The sequence below is a fragment of the Micromonospora humidisoli genome (assembly GCF_016900955.1).
Taxonomy (GTDB): Bacteria; Actinomycetota; Actinomycetes; order Mycobacteriales; family Micromonosporaceae; genus Micromonospora; species Micromonospora wenchangensis.
Window position 1 is genome coordinate 881,027 of sequence record NZ_JAFEUO010000001.1, and the last position, 15,038, is coordinate 896,064.

Consider the following 15,038-nt stretch of genomic DNA (forward strand, 5'->3'; position numbering starts at 1 on the left):
TCGACGCCGCGCGCCGGCTCGACTCCGGATCCCGGGTCCCGGTCGGGTCGCGTCGGTTCCGGCCGGGGGAGGGCGGGCATGAGCGTGGGTACGGTGACCGACTGGCTGGCCGCCGTCGCCCTGGTGTCCGGGGCGCTGCTCAGCCTCGCCGCCGGGATCGGTGTGCTGCGCTTCCCGGACGTGCTGGACCGGATGCACGCCGCCACCAAACCCCAGGTGCTCGGGGTGCTGCTGTTGCTGCTGGGGCTGGTACTGCGACTGCGTACCGCCGCCGACCTCGGCATGATCATCCTGGTCGGGGTCTTCCAGCTGGCCACCGCCCCGGTGGCCGCCCAGATGATCGGTCGGGCCGCCTACCGGTCCGGCCGGGTCGACCGCAGCCTGCTCGACGTCGACGAACTGGCCGGGGAACCACCCCGGACCGGTGAATAGCGGGATGAGCAGGAACTTTGTCCCCACCCTCAGCGGGCGTCCAGCAACCGCCGATAGAATTGCGGCATGATCGACTCCTCTGCCCAGGAGGGCAGCAGTAGCCAGCCGGGTCGTGCCCGGCAATCCCCCGCCCCGACGTCCACGGGAGCCCTGAGCGACCCGTGTTGATCGTCGTCGGCCTCGTACTCATCATCGTTCTCACCGCCGCCACCGGCTACTTCGTAGCGCAGGAGTTCGGCTACGTCGCCGTGGACCGGGGCAAGCTCAAGCAGCTCGCCGACGACGGCGACGCCAAGGCCGCCCGCGCCCTGGAGGTCACCGGACGGCTGTCGTTCATGCTCTCCGGGGCACAGCTCGGCATCACCGTGACCGCCCTGCTCGTCGGTTACGCCGCCGAGCCCTACCTCGGTGCCGGGCTGGCCGAACTGCTCGGCGGCGTCGGCGTCGCAACCGGCGTCAGCCTGCCGCTGTCGGTGGCGTTGGCGCTGGTCATCGCCACCATCGTGCAGATGGTCCTCGGTGAGCTCGCCCCCAAGAACCTGGCCATCGCCCGCCCCGAGACCCTGGCGCGGGCGCTGAGCCGGTCCACCCTGATCTACCTGAAGATCGCCGGGCCGCTGATCACCCTCTTCGACCGGGCCGCCGTCCGGCTGCTGCGCCGGGTCGGCATCGAACCGATCGAGGAACTGCCCAGCGGCGCCACCCCGGCCGACCTGGAACAGATCATCGCCGAGTCCCGGGAGGAGGGGCACCTCGACGCCGAGATGTCCGACCTGCTCGACCGGGGTCTCGACTTCCGGGAGCTGACCGCCGGGGAGGCCATGGTGCCCCGGGTCGACGTGCACACCATCCGGTCGCACGAACCGGTCAGCCGGGTGGTCGAGCTGCTCGACACCGGTCACTCCCGGTTCCCGGTACGCGGCGTCGACGGCGTCGACGACCTCGTCGGTGTGGTCGGCATCGCCGACGTGCTCGGGGTGCCGCCGGCCGAGCGCGCCACCACCCCGGTCAGCGCGGTGGCCGTACCGCCGCTGCTGGTGCCGGAGACGTTGCCGCTGCCCACGGTGCTGGACCGGCTGCGGTCCGGGCACCGGCAGCTCGCCTGCGTGGTCGACGAGTACGGCGGCTTCGCCGGCGTGATCACGCTGGAGGACATCGCCGAGGAACTCGTCGGACCGATCCGCGACGAGGACGACCCGCCCGAGCCGGCCCCGATCCGGCAGGACGACGGCTCCTGGGTGGTGCCGGCCCGCTGGCGGATCGACGAGGTCGCCGACAGCACCGGCATCGACCTGCCCGAGGCCCCCGAGTACGACACCCTCTCCGGGCTGGTCATGCGGGAGCTGGGCCGGGTGCCCGAGGTGGGCGACCGGCTGGAGATCAGCCTGCCGGTCGACCACGACGAGCCCGCGGAACGGCCGACGGCCCTGGTCGAGGTGCTCGCCGTGGACCGGCACGTGGCCGACTCCGTCCGGCTCACCCTGGCCGGCGACCAGAACCCCGACGGGGAACCCCCGGCCATCGGCGGCGAGGGCGACCAACGCCGCGCCACCAACGCCCGCGCCACCGGCAACAGGGGTGACCGACGCGGCGGCGCGAACGCCCGTGCCGCCGGCGGCGGTGCCGACACCCACGTCACCCAGGGCCGGGAGGAGCGGTCATGAGCCCCACCGTCGCACTGCTGGTGTCGGTGCTGCTGCTCGCCCTCAACGGCTTCTTCGTGGCCGCCGAGTTCGCCCTGGTCGCGGCCAAGCGCTACCGGCTGGAACAGACCGCCGCCTCGGGCAGCCGGGCCGCCCGCGCCGCCCTGGACGGGGTACGGGAACTCTCCCTGATGCTGGCCGGCGCGCAGCTCGGCATCACCCTGTGCACCCTGGGGCTGGGTGCGCTGGCCGAACCGGCGATCGAACACCTGATCAGCCCGCTGCTGCACGCCGTCGGCCTGCCCGAGGCGGCCAGCCACGTCGTCGCGTTGGTCTTCGCGTTGGGGCTGGTGACGTTCCTGCACCTGGTGGTCGGCGAGATGGCCCCGAAGTCGTGGGCGATCACCGATGCCGAGCGCTCGGCGACCCTGCTGGCGCTGCCGTTCCGGGCCTTCGCCCGGGTCGCCCGCCCGGTGCTGTCCGTGCTCAACGCCCTGGCCAACGCGATGCTGCGGCTGGTCGGGGTGCAGCAGCAGGACCAGCTCGCCCAGGTCCACGGCCCGGATGAACTGCGCATCCTGCTCGAACAGTCCCGCGAGCACGGGCTGCTCGGTGCCGAACAGCACCAGATGCTGACCAGCATGCTGGAGTTGCAGGGCACCACCGTCGCGCAGGTGATGGAACCCTTCGACCAGATCGTCACGGTCCACCGCACCGACACCGCCGAGCGGATCGAGCAGGTCAGCCGGGACAGCGGCAGGTCCCGGCTCGCCGTCCTCGACGACGGCGGTGAGGTGTGCGGTCTGGTGCACGTACGGGAGGCCGTCCGGGCCGTCACCACCGGCCGGGCGGCCACCGCCGCCGAGCTGATGACCAGGTCGTTCACCCTGCCGGCCACCTCCTCGGTCACCGAGGCGGTCGCCGCGATGCGCGCCGACCAGGCCCAGCTGGCGCTGGTCCGCAACGGCGGCGGCCCGACCCGGCCGATCGGTTTCGTGGCGCTGGAGGACCTCCTCGAAGAGGTCATCGGCGAGTTCGACGACGAGACCGACCCGATCCCGAGGGGCCGCCGGATGCGCTGACGGTCGTACCGACCGTCGTTGCGCAGGATCGACGCAACAGGGGCGGTGTGGTGGTGTCGCAGTGGCATGGACACCGCTACATCGCCCCCTCGCGTTGGTCGAAGAAGCCGCCCGCCCCGCTCCGCCCGGTCGGGTGTTCGGGTGGAGGAGTGCCGGGCCGGTCAGCGGGAACCCGGACGGTCATGCGGTTGACCGGTGTGTCCCGGGAGTCCGGTGTGACCGGGTTGTCGGTGAGTACCACCCTGACCAATCCGAGCACCCGCCCGGGGCTGCGGCTGCCGGGGCGGGTGACCCTCAGCGCCGGGTCGCAGGACGTGCCGATCCGGCACGTACGGCTGGCTCTGGTGGCGACCGCCGAACCGGAGGACCCCCGTTCACCCCGTCGCCTCGTGCAGTACCACCAGGTGCCGGTGGGGGGACGGTTCGTCGTACCGGCGGGGCGGCGGCGGGCCATCGACTTCGCCGTGCCGCTGCCGTGGGAGACCCCGGTGACGATCTTCGGCGGGGTACCGGTGATGAGTATGCGTACCGGGCTGCGTACCGAGGTGTCGGTGGACCCGGAACTGGAGCAGGGTGCGATGGTGCCGGTCTTCATCCATCCGCTGCCCACCCAGCAGCATGTGCTCGCCGCGCTGGACACGTTGGGTTTCGTGCTGCGGCAGGCGGGTCTGGTGTCGAGCCGGCTGCCGGGGGTCGCGCAGACCCTGCCGGTGCACCAGCGGCTCGGCTACTGGGTCGCCCCGCTCTACGCCGGCCCGATCACCGAACTGGAGCTGATCTTCGTGACCAACCCGGCCGGCTTGGAGGTGCTGCTCTGGATGGACCGGCGGCTGTCGTTGACCGGGATCAGCCACCAGAGCATCAGCCGGTTCCGGGTCTGGCACACCGGTGCCGACCAGCAGGACTGGGTAACTGTGGTGGACAGGTGGTTGCGTAGGGCGATCGACCGGCACGCGGCGGCGGCCTCGGATGCGCACTGGTCGGCCCGGGTCACCGAGTCGGCCCACGTCAGCCGACAGCCTGACGAACCGGTGCGCCCGGGTTTCGGGTTGGGTGGCACCGCCGGGAGTGGAGGAATCGGCAGCGGGGGCGGGGGTGGTGACGGCACCTGACCCGCCCGGCCGCAGCGGTGTCGGCGGGCCAGGTGCGTCGTCCCGGTGTCCCCGGTGTCGTGTGAGGGCGGGGTCAGATCGAGGCGGTGGCGAGCTTGATGCCGAAGCCCAGGAAGAGCATGCCGACGCCGGTGGTGGCGCCGGCGGCCAACCGGCGACGCTGCCGGAACTGGGCGGCCAGGAAGGTGCCCGCGAAGATCAGCGCGGTCAGGTAGAGCGCGCTGGTCACCTGGGCGATCAGCCCGAGCAGCAGGAACGACAGCGCCGGCCAGGCGTAGCCGGGGTCGACGAACTGGATGAAGAACGAGATGAAGAAGAGGATCGCCTTCGGGTTGAGCAGGCTGATCACCAGCGCCTTGCGGAACGGGCTGCGCAGCGCCTCGGGCTCGGCGGCGTCGATCAGTCGGGGCGTCGCGGGGTCGTGGCGGTCACGCCACCGTCGCCAGGCCCCCCGCAGCATGGTCAGCCCGACGTAGCCCAGGTAGGCCGCACCGGCGTACTTGATCACAAGGAAGAGCGGCGGGTACGCCTTGAGCAGCGACGCCACCCCGGCAGCGGAGAGGATCATCAGCACCGAGTCGCCGAGGAAGACCCCGCCGGCCGCCCGGTAGCCGGTCGCCACGCCGCGCTTGGCGGCGGTGGAGAGCACGAAGAGGGAGTTCGGCCCCGGCAGCAGAATGATCGCCACGGTGCCCAACACGTACGTCCAGATGTCGGTGATGCCCAGCACGCCCGTCATCCTCGCTCCGCCGGTGCCGAACGGCGAAGCCATTCCCGCAGCCTGGCCTGTGCGTTCGGCCACTCGTCGACGGTCATGGCGTACTGCACGGTGTCGCGCCAGGAGCCGTCCGGGCGCTGCCGGTGCATCCGCAGCACGCCCTCCCGGGTCGCGCCGAGCCGGGCGATCGCGGCCTGCGACCTGGTGTTGCGGATGTCGGTCTGCCAGACCACCCGCACCGCCCCCAGGTCGTCGAACGCCCGACCGAGCAGCAACAACTTGGCCTCGGTGTTGACGGCGCTGCGCCACCACGGGCGGCCGAGCCAGGTGTACCCGATGGCGACGCAGCGCCGCGCCGGGTCGAGGTCGTAGTAGGAGGTCGACCCGATGACCGCGCCGGTGCGGGCGCAGCGCTGCACCCACGGCACCCGTTCGCCGCGTCGCCGGGCGTCCAGCGCGCTGCCGACGACGGCCCGCATCGCGGCCGGGTCGGTGGGCGTCGGGTGGCTCAGGTGGGCCCAGACCTCCGGCTCGGCGGTGGCGGTGAAGAGGTCGTCGGCGTGCGCCGGGGTGAGCGGCTCCAGCAGCACGTGCGCGCCGCGCAGCGGCACCGGCTCGTACCACGGCGAGACGGCGGAACCCGGCCCGGACGACCCGGTGGAGTGCGCTCCCGACGCGGTGGCCCGGGCTTCCGACCCGGCGGGCCCGGCGGTGTCGGACCGGACGGTGACGTGCGCCGGGTCGGGGCGTGCCGGTCCGACCGGCTCCCGCACGGGGGCGCCGGTGCCGGACAGGTAGGCCGGCAGCGGGGCGGTCACCCCGGCGTCGGGCTCCGGCGGGCCGGCGACCTGCCGCAGCGGCACCACCCCGGCCCAGTACGGCAGGTCGAGGTCGGCTGGCTCGTCGCGGACCCCGCCGGTGCGGGTCCGCACCGACACCTCGCGCAGCGGCAGCGCCAGGACGGCCGTCTCGGCCAGCTCCCGCCGGCTCGGGGGGCGGCTGTCGGCGGCCCGCCCGGCCGCAGCCTTTTCCACCAGGGCGGTGAGCACCGTGCGCTTGTCCTCCTCGTCGGTCACCAGGTGGGCGGTGCCGTGGGCGACGACCGAGCGGTAGTTGGCGCTGTGGTGGAACTGGGAACGACCGAAGACCAGCCCGTCGAGCAGGGTCACCGTGACGCAGACCGGCAGCCCGGCGTCGCCCCGGGCGGCGAGCAGCGGCCGGCTGCCGGTGGAACCGTGCAGGTAGAGGGTGTCACCGACGCGGACGTGCAGGGTGGGCAGCAGTCGCGGCTCACCGTCGACCACGAACCCCAGCACGCAGTGGTAGGCCTCGTCGAGCACCGCGTGGGCGGTGGCCCGGTCGTAGCTCATCCGGTCCCGGCTGCGGCTGGCGGTGGTGCGTGCGGTCGGCGCGTACATGTGACATCCCGCCTTTGTTCTAGTACGATCCTGAAACTGTGGCAGCACATTATCAGATCCTCGGGTCCACGTCCGCCGCGATTTCGGCGAGCGTGGAAACCGGCATCCGCAGCGGCGCGCTCGCCGCCGGTGACGCGTTGCCGCCCGTCCGCGCCCTCGCCACCGCGTTGGCGGTCAGCCCGGCCACCGTGGCGCGCGCCTACCAGGAGCTGCGCCAGCGGGGTCTGGTGGTCACCGCCGGCCGACACGGCACCCGGGTGCGCCCCCGCCCGCCGGTCGCCCCGCGTCGCGCCGCGCGCGCTCCGGCCCCGGCACCCGGCACCCGGGACGTGTCCCACGGGCAACCCGACCCCCGGCTGCTGCCGCCGTTCGGCCCGCACCTGGCCGCGCTCGCCGACACGGTCGGCCCACCCGTCGGATACGCCACGACCGGCGTGCACCCCGCACTGGCCGAGGCCGCCCGCTCCCGGCTGGCCGCCGACGGGGTGCCCGCCGACGAGTTGACCGTCACGGGGGGCGCGCTCGACGGCATCGAACGGCTGCTCGCCACCCACCTGCGCCCCGGCGACGCGGTGGGCCTGGAGGACCCGGGCTGGGCCAACCTGCTCGACCTGGTCGCCGCGCTCGGGTTGCGGCCGGTCGGCTTCCCGGTCGACGAGGAGGGGCCCGTCGTGTGCGGGGTGCGCGACGCCGTCGCGCTCGGGGTGCGGGCGCTGGTGGTGACCAGCCGGGCGCAGAACCCGACAGGCGCTGCCGTCTCCGCCGACCGGGCCGGGGAGTTGCGGGCCCTGCTCGCCGGCCGCCCCGACCTGCTGCTGATCGAGGACGACCACGCCGCCGAGCTCTCCCGGCTGCCGGTGCACCCGCTGGCCGGGGCCACCCCGACCTGGGCGTTCGTCCGCTCGGTCAGCAAGCCCTACGGGCCCGACCTGCGGCTGGCGGTGCTGGCCGGTGACGAGGTGACGGTGTCCCGGGTGGCCGGCCGGGCCAGGGTGGGGGCCGGCTGGGTCTCCACCGTCCTGCAACGGCTCGTCCTGTCGCTCTGGCGTGATCCGGCCACCACCGCCCTGGTCGACCGGGCCGCCGACGCCTACGAACGTCGCCGTCGCGGGCTGCTCGCCGCGCTGGCCGACCGGGGCGTGGCGGGGCACGGCCGCAGCGGCATCAACGTCTGGCTGCCGGTGCCCGACGAGACCGCCACGGTCACCGCGCTACGCGACGCCGGCTGGTCGGTCGCGCCCGGCGGCCTTTCCCGGCTCGGCAGCCCGCCCGCCGTCCGGATCACGGTCAGCGCACTCGACGACGCCGACCTCGTGCCGCTGGCCGACGCGGTGGCGGCGGCGGTCCGCCCCGCCGGCCCGGTCGGTTTCACCGCCTGACCCGCGCCGTCGGCCCGCTCCCGCCCCGCTGCCCGGGGGTCGGCTCCGGTGGCGCGGTCAACCCCGCCGGACGTACGAAGACCTTCCGGCGGGCGACCGCGTCGCCGGCCGCGTCCAGTTGGTAGCCCTCCAACCAGACCCATCCGTCGTACGTGGGCCAGTCGAGCACCCGGATGACCCGCAACCGGATGGGCCGGAGGAACTGCACGCTGGCGGCGCTGGTCACGTACACCAGGTCGCCAGCCCTCACCGGCCGTCCCGGTCCCGTCGGGCGCGCAGCTCCCGCTGGACGCGCCGGTCCCGCCAGGAGCGCAGCGTCGCGCCCGCGTCGGCGAGGCGGGCGCACGAACCGTCCGGCCGGCACCTGGAGCAGGCGTTGCGGTGGTGGAAGTCGACGACGTAACCGGCCATCACCACGGCGAACGGTGGCTCGCCGGATCGCGGTTCAGTCCCGGTCGCGGGCCGGGGCCTGATCTGTTGTACGACGTCGACAGGTTCGACAGGCCGGTGGAACCACTTCCCACGACACATGCGCGTTTCCTGACACTAGGGTTGAGGACAAGTCGAGTGCGTGGCGGCAGCGGCTTCCGTGGTGCACGATTTTCCGGGCAGCAATAGCCGGGCACAGAAGGTTTGTTGCCATCGCATCCCATATCTAAGATTGTGGGTATGGCTCTGCTCAGAGGAACCCGGTTGGAGGTGTGGGGAGCTGGCGAGATCCAGGAGCGTCTGGGAATCTCACGGCAGCGCGCCTACATCCTGATCGGACGCAGGGATTTTCCTCCGCCGGCCGCTATTCTCAAGATGGGTCAGATCTGGTTGAGATCCGACGTGGAGGCGTGGATTCTTGAGAAGCGACCTCACCTGGTCGAGGTCGATGAGGAGTTGTAGCGGAACGCTCCAGTCGAAAGTCGTTGGTGTGCGTCAATGGTTTCGGTGGTTCTGGAGCCATGTGGTCTTGCGCATCTCGCTGCCTCTTGAGGTGTTGGTGAGGCGCGCGAGGTCTGAACCCGGGTCACTTTCTGTGCCCGTCATGTCACCACACTCCTGTCTAGACAGGAGTGTGGTGGGAGTCGTCGCAACCGGTGGGTAAGTTGACGGATGTGCCTACCCCGCACGTAGAGCCGCGTCGGTACCGGATCGTGGCCGACGAGTTGCGCCGCCGGATCACGGATGGTGCGATCCCACCCGGCTCCCTGCTGCCCAGCGAATCCGCCCTCATGGCGGAGTTCTCCGTCGCCAGGGGTACGGTGCGGGAGGCCTTGGCGCTGCTGCGCGCAGAGGGCCTGACCGTGGCAGAGAAGGGCAGGGGCACCTACGTTCGCCCGGTCGTGCCCGTTCGCCGGCTCGGCTCCGAGCGGTACCGAGTCGAGCTTGACCAGGTACGGAACGGTGAGCTGGGCACGGCCTTCACCGTCGATCAGCAGGTGGCCTGGTCGGCGTACACCCTGGACAGGGAGTTCAGGGAGATTCCCGCGGCTGCTCCTGTGGCAGGACTCTTCGGGGTGCCGCCCGGGACGATGCTGTTGGAGCGTCGATTCGTCTTCCGTATCCACGGTGTCCCGCAGCAGATGTCCACCTCGTACCTGTTGCTGTCCATGGTGGCGGGCACACCGGTGGCCGATCCCGCGAACGAGCCGTGGCCCGGTGGCAACACCTCCCAACTGCACAGCCTGGGCTATGACATCACCGCCGTACGTGAACAGGTGAGCGCCCGAATGCCACTGCCGGACGAGGTGCACACCCTGCGGATTCCGGGCGGTATACCAGTCGTCGCCATTACTCGGCAGACCTATGTGGATGACGTGGTCGCGGAGGTCGCCGATATCGTGCTCCCGGGAGACCGGGTTCGCCTCGACTACCTGATCGACCTCGCCTGAGCGGCCTGACACGACTGAGAACGTGCCGGCCCGGTGGGTCCGTCGCGGGTGCACTGGCGGGAACGGGTAGAACAGTCGCCATGGCCGAGCAGACCGACGCACCCGGTGCCCAGCAGTTCATCCCGCCGCAGGCCGGCACACTGGCCGAGCTGCGGGCCGCAGCCACCGGTTGCCGGGGCTGCGAGCTGTACCGGGACGCCACCCAGACCGTCTTCGGCCGGGGCGACGAGAGCGCCCGGGTGGTCTTCGTCGGCGAGCAGCCCGGCGACCTGGAGGACCAGCACGGCCTGCCCTTCGTCGGCCCGGCCGGCCGGCTGCTGCGCCGGGCGGTCGACGACGCCGGCCTCGACCCGGCCCACCTCTACATCACCAACGCGGTGAAGCACTTCCGGCACGAGTTGCGCGGCCGGCGTCGTATCCACCAGACCCCGGACCGGGTGCACATCGTCGCCTGCCGGCCGTGGCTGGTCGCCGAGTTCGCCCGGCTCCGCCCGCACCTGGTGGTGGTGCTCGGCGCGACGGCGGCGAAGGCCCTGCTCGGCCCGACGTTCCGGGTCACCCGGCAGCGTGGCGAACTGCTGCCCTGGCCGGCTGCCGCCGAGCATCCGGGGGACTTCACCCGGGCTCCGGACCGCGTCGGCGCGCCCGCCGCCCGGGTGCTCGCCACCATCCACCCGTCGGCGGTGCTGCGCGCCGACAACCAGGACGTCGCCTACCGGGGGCTGGTGGACGACCTCACGGTCGCCGCCCGCGCCCTGGCAGGCTGACCGCCGAACCGCACGCCCGGGAACCCCGGTGCGGGCGGGGGGCGGGCTGCGCGAGGATGGCCTCCCCGGACCAGGAGCTGCGATGACCGTCGACCTGCGCGTGCCCGCCCGGCCCGACGTCGCCCCGATCCAACGGCGTACGTTGCGGCTGCTCGTCGCCACCCAGACCATCGGTGGGGTCGGGGTGGCGATCGGGATCTCCGTCGGGGCGCTGCTGGCGGCCCGGGTCGCCGGCACCGCCGTGGCCGGGTTGGCGCAGAGCTGCGGGGTGGTCGGCGCGGCGCTGCTCGCCGTACCGGTCACCCGAATCATGAACGGGCACGGCCGGCGGCCGGGGCTGGTGGTGGCCTACCTGACCGGGGCGGTCGGGGCGCTGCTGGTGGTGCTCGCCACGGTCACCGGCGGGGTGCCGCTGCTCTTCCTCGGGATGCTGCTGTTCGGCGGCGGCACGGCGGCCAACCTCCAGGCCCGCTACACGGCGGTGGACCTCGCCGAACCGGCCCGCCGGGGCCGGCAGCTCTCCCTGGTCGTCTGGGCCACCACCATCGGCTCGGTGGCGGCACCCAACTTCGCCGCGCTCGCCGACCGGGTCACCCATGCCTGGGGGCTGCCGTCGCTGGCCGGCCCGTTCGCGTTCAGCGCCGCCGCGTTCGGCCTGGCCGCGGTCGTACTGCTGCTGTTGCTGCGGCCCGACCCGCTGCTCACCGCGCGGCGGCTCGCGGCGGCCGAGGCGGGGACGCCGCCCGGTGCCGCCGCCCCCGCGCCGGGCGGGCGGCGGGCCGGCATGCGGGCGGCCTGGCGGGTGGTGCGCGGCCGGCCGGCGGCCCGGCTGGGCATCGCCGCCGTCGCGGTCGGCCACCTGGTGATGGTCGCGGTGATGGCGATGACCCCGGTACGCCTCGGCGAGTCGCACTCCGACGCGGACGTGCTGCGGGTCGTCGGCATCGTGCTGAGCGTGCACATCGCCGGCATGTACGCGTTCTCGCCGGTAGTGGGCTGGCTCACCGACCGGTGGGGCCGGCGCGCGGTGATCCTCGTCGGCGTGGGCACCCTGCTTTCGGCCTGTGCGGTCGCCGGCACCGCCGGGCACCACACGCCGCGCCTCTCGGTCGGCCTGGCCCTGCTCGGGCTGGGTTGGTCGGCGACCATGGTGGCCGGCTCGACGCTGCTGTCCGAGGCGGTGCCGTCCCGGGTACGCCCCAGCGTGCAGGGGCTCTCCGATCTGACGATGGGGTTGGCCGGGGCGGGCGCGGCGGCGGCCAGCGGGTTTGTCATGCGGGTGGCGGGTTATCCGACCCTGACCCTGCTGGCGGCGATCGCGGTGGTGCCGCTGTTGGCGCTAGCGTTGCGCCGGGTGCCACCGACGGCACCCGACGAGGAGGAGTGATCACGTGCGGCTGACCGACTTCTGGACCCGGCTGGACGAGGCGTTCGGGTCGGGCTACGCGACCAGCATCGCCAGTGACCAGGTGCTCTCCCAACTCGACGGGCGGACCATCGAGCAGGCCCTCGCGGCCGGCGAGCAGACCCACGTGGTGTGGCGGGCGGTGGTCGCCGCGTACCCCGACCGGGTGCCGGCGCGACTACGCTGAGCTGCCGTCGGACCCTGTCCGCGTGTCGCTTGCCGGCTCGTACACCTGTTCGGCTATTGTCCACAGCGGGGTGCTCGTCCACAGCTCGCGGCCCGTCGGCTGGTTTTCTGTCGGACCCAGCGCCTAGCGTGTCCGCGTGACGCGAAGCTCAGGAAAGACGCCGGCGAAGGCAGGAGTGGCAAACATGGCCGCAGGGCCCGACCGGGAGAAGGCACTCGACCTTGCTCTCGCTCAGATCGACAAGCAGTTCGGCAAGGGGTCGGTGATGCGGCTGGGCGAGCGCCCGGTCGTCCAGACCTCGGTCATCCCGACCGGTTCCATCGCGCTCGACGTGGCGCTCGGCGTGGGTGGCCTGCCCCGGGGCCGGGTCGTCGAGATCTACGGTCCCGAGTCCAGCGGTAAGACCACGGTCGCCCTGCACGCGGTGGCCAACGCCCAGCGGGCCGGCGGCATCGCCGCCTTCGTCGACGCCGAGCACGCGCTCGACCCCGACTACGCCAAGGCGCTCGGTGTCGACACCGACGCCCTGCTGGTCTCCCAGCCGGACACCGGCGAGCAGGCGCTGGAGATCACCGACATGCTGGTCCGCTCCGGCGCGATCGACATCATCGTGATCGACTCGGTGGCGGCCCTGGTGCCGCGCGCCGAGATCGAGGGCGAGATGGGCGACAGCCACGTCGGCCTCCAGGCCCGGCTGATGAGCCAGGCGCTGCGGAAGATCACCGGCGTGCTCAACAACACCGGCACCACGGCGATCTTCATCAACCAGCTCCGCGAGAAGATCGGCGTCATGTTCGGCTGTATGTCGTACTCGACCAGGGTGACCCTGGCCGACGGCACGCAGGAGAAGATCGGCAAGATCGTCAATCAGCGGATGGACGTCGAGGTTCTCTCCTACAACCCGGAAACCGACCGGGTGGAGCCGAAGCGGATCACCAACTGGTTCAACAACGGCCCCGCCGAGCAGTTCCTCCAGTTCACCGTGGCCAAGTCGGGCGGCAACGGCCGTGCACAGTTCGCCGCCACCGCCAACCACCTGATCCGTACGCCCGGCGGTTGGCGGGAGGCCGGCGAACTGATCGCCGGTGACCGGGTCATGCTGGCCGAGCCGCGGCGGCTGAGTGAGCAGCAGTGGCAGGTCGTGCTCGGTTCGCTGATGGGTGACGGTGCCCTCTCGCCCAACCGGGCGGACCGCTCCGGTGTCCGTTTCCGCCTCGGGCACGGCGCTGCGCAGGTCGACTACCTCGACTGGAAGGTGTCCCTGCTCGGCAACATCACCCACTCCCGCCGCACCGACGAGCGCGGTGCCGCGTTTGCCGACTTCACGCCCCTGCCCGAGCTGGACGAGTTGCGTCGTGCGGTCTATCTGGGTGACGGCAGGAAGCACCTCAGCTGGGACTACCTCAAGGCCCTCACGCCGCTTGCCCTCGCCGTGTGGTACATGGACGACGGGTGCTTCACGGTCCGCTCCAAGGGCGTGCAGGAGCGCACCGCCGGTGGCTCCGGCCGGATCGAGATCTGCGTCGAGGCGATGGCGGAAGGCAGCCGTGAGCGGCTGGTGGAGCATCTGCGCGACGCGTACGGCATGGAGGTGAAGCTGGTTTCCCGGGGTGCCCGGGGAACGGCGTCGATCATCTTCACGACGGCGTCGTCCGCCCGGTTCCAGGAACTGGTCGCGCCGTACGTGCCGGCGGCGATGCACTCGAAGCTGCTTCCCCGGTTCCAGGGGCAGTGCGCGGTCGAGCCGCAGTTCGCCTCGGCGGAGCTCACCCCGGTGCCGGCCCGGATCATCGACGTGCACGTCAAGCCCAGGACCCGCTCGATGAACCGGTTCGACATCGAGGTGGAGGGCAACCACAACTACTTCGTCGACGGGGTCATGGTGCACAACAGCCCCGAGACGACCACCGGTGGTCGGGCGCTGAAGTTCTACGCCTCGGTCCGGCTCGACGTGCGCCGCATCGAGAGCCTCAAGGACGGCACCGACGTGGTCGGTAACCGCACCCGGGTCAAGGTCGTCAAGAACAAGGTCGCCGCGCCGTTCAAGCAGGCCGAGTTCGACATCATGTACGGCAAGGGCATCTCCCGCGAGGGCTCGCTGATCGACGTCGGCGTGGAGCAGGCGATCATCCGCAAGTCGGGTGCCTGGTACACCTACGACGGTGACCAGCTCGGCCAGGGCAAGGAGAAGGCCCGGGAGTTCATGAAGGAGAACCCGGACGTGGCCGCCGAGATCGAGAAGAAGATCCTGGAGAAGCTCGGGGTCGGGGTGGGCGCGGGTGACGCCGCCGGTGGCCCTGAGCTGCCGCCTGTCGACTTCTGACCGGTCGCGCCCCGATGGCAGGACGACGCGCCCGCACGGGGCGGGGCTGGGACGCCTCCCCACCCCGTGCGGGTGCCGATGACACGACGCCCCGCCCCCGGCGAGGTCGCCGGGGGTCGTCGGACGAGACCGAGCCGACATCTGGTGAATCGACGCCCCGGGACGAGGGCGAGGTGGCCCGGGAGATCTGCCTGCGGCAGCTCGCGGTGCGCCCGCGTACCCGGGCCGAGCTGGCCGGGGCGCTGGCCAAGAAGGGCATCTCCGACGAGGTGTCCGCCCAGGTGCTCGACCGTTACGACGAGGTCGGCATCATCGACGACGCCGCCTTCGCCCGCGCCTGGGTCTCCAGCCGGCACAACGGTCGCGGGCTGGCCCGCCGGGCGCTGGCCAACGAACTGCGCCAGCGGGGCGTGGACGGCGAGGTGGCCAGCGAGGCGCTCGGCGAGCTGGACGAGGAGACCGAGGCGCAGACCGCCCGCGCCCTGGTCGACCGGAAGCTGCGGACCGCCCGGGGCGAGCCCGACGCGGTGTTCCGCCGGCTGGTCGGCATGCTCGCCCGCAAGGGCTACCCGCCCGGGGTGGCGATCCGGGCGGTGAAGGACGCCCTGGCCGCGCAGAGCGCCGAGGCGGCCGAGTTCGCCGAGCAGATCGACGCCGACGCGCTGGCCGACGCCGAGGGCGAGCGGGGCTGA

General features: G+C 72.4%; 15 protein-coding genes and 3 pseudogenes. 14 read left to right on the forward strand and 4 right to left on the reverse strand.

Going from position 1 to position 15,038, the window contains the following annotated elements:
• The first annotated feature begins 78 nt into the window (after window positions 1–78).
• The 4 genes and pseudogenes from mnhG to JQN84_RS03885 all read left to right on the forward strand — a co-directional run bounded on the left by mnhG (window position 79) and on the right by JQN84_RS03885 (window position 4,269).
• A complete protein-coding gene (gene mnhG, locus JQN84_RS03870; RefSeq protein ID WP_204956977.1) occupies window positions 79–432 on the forward strand; it encodes a monovalent cation/H(+) antiporter subunit G in 354 nt (117 codons plus the stop codon).
• Between the two features lie 161 nt (window positions 433–593).
• A pseudogene (locus JQN84_RS03875) lies at window positions 594–1,946 on the forward strand (hemolysin family protein); the annotation flags it as partial.
• A gap of 146 nt (window positions 1,947–2,092) precedes the next feature.
• Window positions 2,093–3,157, forward strand: coding sequence for a hemolysin family protein (locus tag JQN84_RS03880; RefSeq protein WP_204956979.1), 1,065 nt, complete (start codon window positions 2,093–2,095; stop codon window positions 3,155–3,157).
• Window positions 3,158–3,339: 182 nt separating this feature from the next.
• The gene (locus JQN84_RS03885; RefSeq protein ID WP_204956980.1) at window positions 3,340–4,269 is read left to right on the forward strand and encodes a sporulation protein; all 930 of its coding nucleotides are present in this window, start codon (window positions 3,340–3,342) and stop codon (window positions 4,267–4,269) included.
• Window positions 4,270–4,342: 73 nt separating this feature from the next.
• Here JQN84_RS03885 and leuE read toward each other — a convergent pair whose 3' ends face one another.
• Together leuE and JQN84_RS03895 are read right to left on the reverse strand one after the other, a co-directional pair.
• Window positions 4,343–5,008: a leucine efflux protein LeuE gene (gene leuE / locus JQN84_RS03890; protein ID WP_204956981.1), complete on the reverse strand. Its 666-nt coding sequence runs from the start codon at window positions 5,006–5,008 to the stop codon at window positions 4,343–4,345.
• Window positions 5,005–6,405 (reverse strand): bifunctional pyridoxamine 5'-phosphate oxidase family protein/GNAT family N-acetyltransferase, encoded by a 1,401-nt coding sequence (locus JQN84_RS03895; RefSeq protein ID WP_204956982.1) that lies wholly within the window; start codon window positions 6,403–6,405, stop codon window positions 5,005–5,007. The genes leuE and JQN84_RS03895 overlap by 4 nt, the downstream gene beginning before the upstream one ends.
• Window positions 6,406–6,443: 38 nt before the next feature.
• Between JQN84_RS03895 and JQN84_RS03900 the strand changes: the two genes are divergently transcribed.
• Window positions 6,444–7,784: an aminotransferase class I/II-fold pyridoxal phosphate-dependent enzyme gene (locus JQN84_RS03900; protein ID WP_204956983.1), complete on the forward strand. Its 1,341-nt coding sequence runs from the start codon at window positions 6,444–6,446 to the stop codon at window positions 7,782–7,784.
• On the opposite strand, the gene JQN84_RS03905 is transcribed toward JQN84_RS03900, so the two are convergent.
• A complete protein-coding gene (locus JQN84_RS03905) occupies window positions 7,774–8,034 on the reverse strand; it encodes a hypothetical protein (protein WP_204956984.1) in 261 nt (86 codons plus the stop codon). The genes JQN84_RS03900 and JQN84_RS03905 overlap by 11 nt on opposite strands.
• Window positions 8,031–8,198 carry a hypothetical protein gene (locus JQN84_RS03910; protein WP_204956985.1) on the reverse strand — a complete coding sequence of 56 codons (168 nt, stop codon included), beginning with the start codon at window positions 8,196–8,198 and terminating at the stop codon, window positions 8,031–8,033. Before JQN84_RS03910 ends, JQN84_RS03905 begins: the two co-directional genes overlap by 4 nt.
• A 255-nt stretch (window positions 8,199–8,453) precedes the next feature.
• Here JQN84_RS03910 and JQN84_RS03915 point away from each other — a divergent pair, with 255 nt between their 5' ends.
• From JQN84_RS03915 to JQN84_RS03945, 9 genes and pseudogenes are all read left to right on the forward strand, one after another.
• Window positions 8,454–8,675 carry a helix-turn-helix transcriptional regulator gene (locus JQN84_RS03915; protein ID WP_204956986.1) on the forward strand — a complete coding sequence of 74 codons (222 nt, stop codon included), beginning with the start codon at window positions 8,454–8,456 and terminating at the stop codon, window positions 8,673–8,675.
• 251 nt (window positions 8,676–8,926) lie between these two features.
• Window positions 8,927–9,664 carry a GntR family transcriptional regulator gene (locus JQN84_RS03920; protein ID WP_204956987.1) on the forward strand — a complete coding sequence of 246 codons (738 nt, stop codon included), beginning with the start codon at window positions 8,927–8,929 and terminating at the stop codon, window positions 9,662–9,664.
• Between the two features lie 80 nt (window positions 9,665–9,744).
• Complete coding sequence (locus JQN84_RS03925; RefSeq protein WP_204956988.1) at window positions 9,745–10,431, forward strand: UdgX family uracil-DNA binding protein; 687 nt, start codon at window positions 9,745–9,747, stop codon at window positions 10,429–10,431.
• Window positions 10,432–10,513: 82 nt separating this feature from the next.
• Window positions 10,514–11,818 carry an MFS transporter gene (locus JQN84_RS03930; protein ID WP_204956989.1) on the forward strand — a complete coding sequence of 435 codons (1,305 nt, stop codon included), beginning with the start codon at window positions 10,514–10,516 and terminating at the stop codon, window positions 11,816–11,818.
• Window positions 11,819–11,822: 4 nt separating this feature from the next.
• Complete coding sequence (locus tag JQN84_RS03935) at window positions 11,823–12,023, forward strand: DUF3046 domain-containing protein (protein WP_204923937.1); 201 nt, start codon at window positions 11,823–11,825, stop codon at window positions 12,021–12,023.
• A 184-nt stretch (window positions 12,024–12,207) separates the two neighbouring features.
• Window positions 12,208–13,059 (forward strand): annotated as a pseudogene (recA, locus tag JQN84_RS32055) (recombinase RecA); the annotation flags it as partial.
• A gap of 42 nt (window positions 13,060–13,101) precedes the next feature.
• Window positions 13,102–13,674, forward strand: a pseudogene (locus JQN84_RS32060) (LAGLIDADG endonuclease); the annotation flags it as partial.
• A 171-nt stretch (window positions 13,675–13,845) separates the two neighbouring features.
• Window positions 13,846–14,346 (forward strand): hypothetical protein, encoded by a 501-nt coding sequence (locus JQN84_RS32065; protein WP_372445910.1) that lies wholly within the window; start codon window positions 13,846–13,848, stop codon window positions 14,344–14,346.
• Window positions 14,347–14,360: 14 nt separating this feature from the next.
• Window positions 14,361–15,038 (forward strand): regulatory protein RecX, encoded by a 678-nt coding sequence (locus JQN84_RS03945; protein WP_204956991.1) that lies wholly within the window; start codon window positions 14,361–14,363, stop codon window positions 15,036–15,038.